This is a genomic window from uncultured Microscilla sp., assembly GCF_947493425.1.
Taxonomy (GTDB): domain Bacteria; phylum Bacteroidota; class Bacteroidia; order Cytophagales; family Microscillaceae; genus Microscilla.
On record NZ_CANLRP010000344.1, the window covers coordinates 1 to 2,938 of the forward strand.

Genomic DNA, 2,938 nt, shown 5'->3' on the forward strand with positions numbered 1-2,938 from the left:
TTTTTTTGCTGAAAGGCATATTAGTGAGCTGTGCCCGCAGGGTAGACTGAAACTGGGTGACCACATTATCTTCTTTGGTGAAGTCTTTTCCTTCTTCCTTGATAAACTTTTCCAGCGTGGCTACATACTCCTTGGTCAGATAGGCCGTTTGTCGGTAGTCGAAGAATATCTTTCCACTTTGCCCAGAAGAAGAGATTTTATTTTTGTAGGTGCTCTTTCTAATTGCTGCCACCCCCTTTTTAATCGTTTCGACGTTGATACGCTGACCAAAAACCAAACAGGGATAAAATAACTCCACTGGATATACATTATCCTTTAAAAGGGTAGCATTTTGTATCTCTTCTACAATCGTCGATTTTTTTTTGTCCGATATTTTAATAAAACTATCCAGGTTAAGCAACAAGCCCTTACGCCTGGCATTGCTTAATTCGCTGCGCTTGAACACGTCTTGGGTAAACTGCTGGATGGCTGCCATGGACTGCTTATACAACTTGGAAGAGTCTTCTTTGATAAGCTTGACCTGTTTTTTTCCCTGAATGGTAGTATCTGCCTGAATAAACTCGTTCAACAGCAAGGGAGGAGGGATAATAATATAGAACTCCACTTGGGTGTCTTCTTGAATAATTTGCAATCTTTTTCTTAGCTGATCTTGGGTGGTAGCATCAAAAGTAGGCTGACCATAGTGCTTCTGCCTTCCATCAATCAGGTAGTTTTTAGCGGCTTTGGGCAACCAGGCATTTTGCCTGATTTGCTGATCGAGCAAATTTGCCATTTGCTGTACCCGACTTTTTTTATAATAGTAGCGTTCGGTGCTGGTGCTATCGCTTGCCTGTGCCCCAAACGAGGCAATAAACAAAACAATTGTCAATAAAAAGTAGCTAATATTTTTCATCATTGTTCGGATATTTTAGTCTTTTTTATAATACACACGGATTCCCTCATTGATTTTTTCGTTAAGAAATTTTCTTACAAACAGCTTGAGGGCTTCCACACCATCCCCCCGCATAAACCTTTCGAGCAAACCTTGCCCCAGTTCCTTGATGTATTTTTCAACGTTGCCTTTCAGGGCATCGAGCGCTTCTACACCACTCATTTTTACCAAGGCGTTAAACTTAAAGCGTTTGATCTCTACGTTAACCATCGTACCCACTATTTTTTTGCGGATTTTCCTCCATTTTTCCAAGTCGCCATTGCTTAAACGTTTTTTCCATTCTTCTTCAGGTACAGCCAATTCTGCCGGCTGTTCATAAATAGGAATATAAGTGAGTACTCCCTCATTATCTGGTTTTGCCTGGGTCAGTTTCATTGCTGCCCGGTCTTCCTTTGCCTTCTGTACCACTTCTTGTAGTCGCTTGTTTTCAGTAGCCTGTTCCTTTTTATTTTGGGCTATATCTTGCCTGCTTTTGCCCTTGAGCTCCTGCACAATTTCTTTGATGATGTCTTTAAGACTGGAGAACAGCTTTTGTAATCGGTTGCCAATAATTTTGGTCGCGGCTTTGATCACCTTCCCACCCCCATCCTTCAGTTTTTTGGTGGCTTCGGTTAGCTTGCCATCCTTCCAGTCTTTCTTCCCGTCCTCAATTGCCTTTTTGCCAATTTGGATCGTTTCCAGTAGTTCGGCTTTGTCGGGACCATTATAATTTTTTACCCACTGTTCTACTTTTTTAAGCACCTGGTCTATTTTACCTACCACCTGGTCTAGCTTGTCCAGTCCTCGTTCTATTTCGTCAAACAAGTTGTTGATTTCATTGGTAAAGCTCAAGTACTTGTCCCGCCACTCGTCGGGTATGATTTGGGTGCCTGCTCCATCAGTGGTCAACTCTCCATCAATGAGGCGTTTGTCGGTGTTGATTTTAATGCGGTCGAACCGGGCAAACACCCTGGCTCCCTGAAAAAACTTGATGTGGGTGTAGGCTCGCCCAGCAAACCAACCTCCGCCCAAGGGTTTGACCTCTACCAAGGTGAATTCAAAGTCGGCTGCCATTATTTTGTCGCCTACTCGCAAATCTGAGATAGGAGTTTGATTGCTGAGGTCTACGGTAAGGGGTTTGCCACATTGTACTCCGGTGGGCTTGGGGGTGGGCATTCTGAAATCCAGGGTGGCGGTTTCTTCACTACCAAAGGCGTTGCAATCGGCGGTAAGTTTGAACGAATAGGACACTCCAGGTTCCATATCGTTGATTTGGACGCGGTTGGAGAGGGCACGTTGGGTGTACCATTTGTAGGCATCGCCTTCGCGTTTGAAGTGGACAGTATAGCCTGTGTGGTCGGGCAAGGCATCCCAATCAAGTTGTACCTGGTAGGGGTTGAGGGCTTTTGCCTGAAGACGGGCGGGCACGGGGCAGGGTTTGCCGTAGCGAAACACCCGAATCTGGCTCACGCCGTCGTTGATAAACAAGGTTCTGCCTTGGGGGTCTCGCGCCTGGATACGAATGGCATACCACTTGCCCAAACCCAGGGCGGGTTCGGCTTGCATGCCGTAGTTGTAAGTCAGGCTAGTTGTGGTCGCACGAAATACCTCTGGCCCCAGGCAGTTGAATATTTCGCCTTGAGATATTCGGCTGGCGGTTGGGTTATTTGCGTTTATATTCGCATATTGGTTCTGACAATTGGGGCGTAGTTCATTCAATACTAATTCATACTCAGGATTGAATGGAGTGTTAGCGGGTCTATTCCAATTAATCGGAATAGGTGCTAAGCCTTGATTAGTACTATTGACCTGACTCATCATTAGCGGAAAATTCAGAATAGGTGGCTGCAAAGCAAATACCCTCAGTGTTTTCTCTGATAAAATATCTACATTGGACACCGACACACCAGGACGGTAACGATCTACAAATGAGAAAGATAGCTTGTAGATGCCATCAGGGATTCTTTTCGTCTTTAAATACTGCTGCCGAGAATACCCTAGAAAATCTAAGTTGTTCACATCAAAATA

At 44.7% G+C, this 2,938-nt stretch carries 2 protein-coding genes; both read right to left on the bottom strand.

The annotated features are described in order from the left end of the window. Nucleotides 1-895, bottom strand: an 895-nt coding sequence (locus tag Q0954_RS33495) for a hypothetical protein (RefSeq protein ID WP_299466289.1), incomplete at its 3' end; no start/stop codon positions are given. Nucleotides 896-907: 12 nt separating this feature from the next. Then, on the bottom strand, nt 908-2,938 hold a 2,031-nt coding region (locus Q0954_RS33500), incomplete at its 5' end, for a fibronectin type III domain-containing protein (protein ID WP_299466292.1).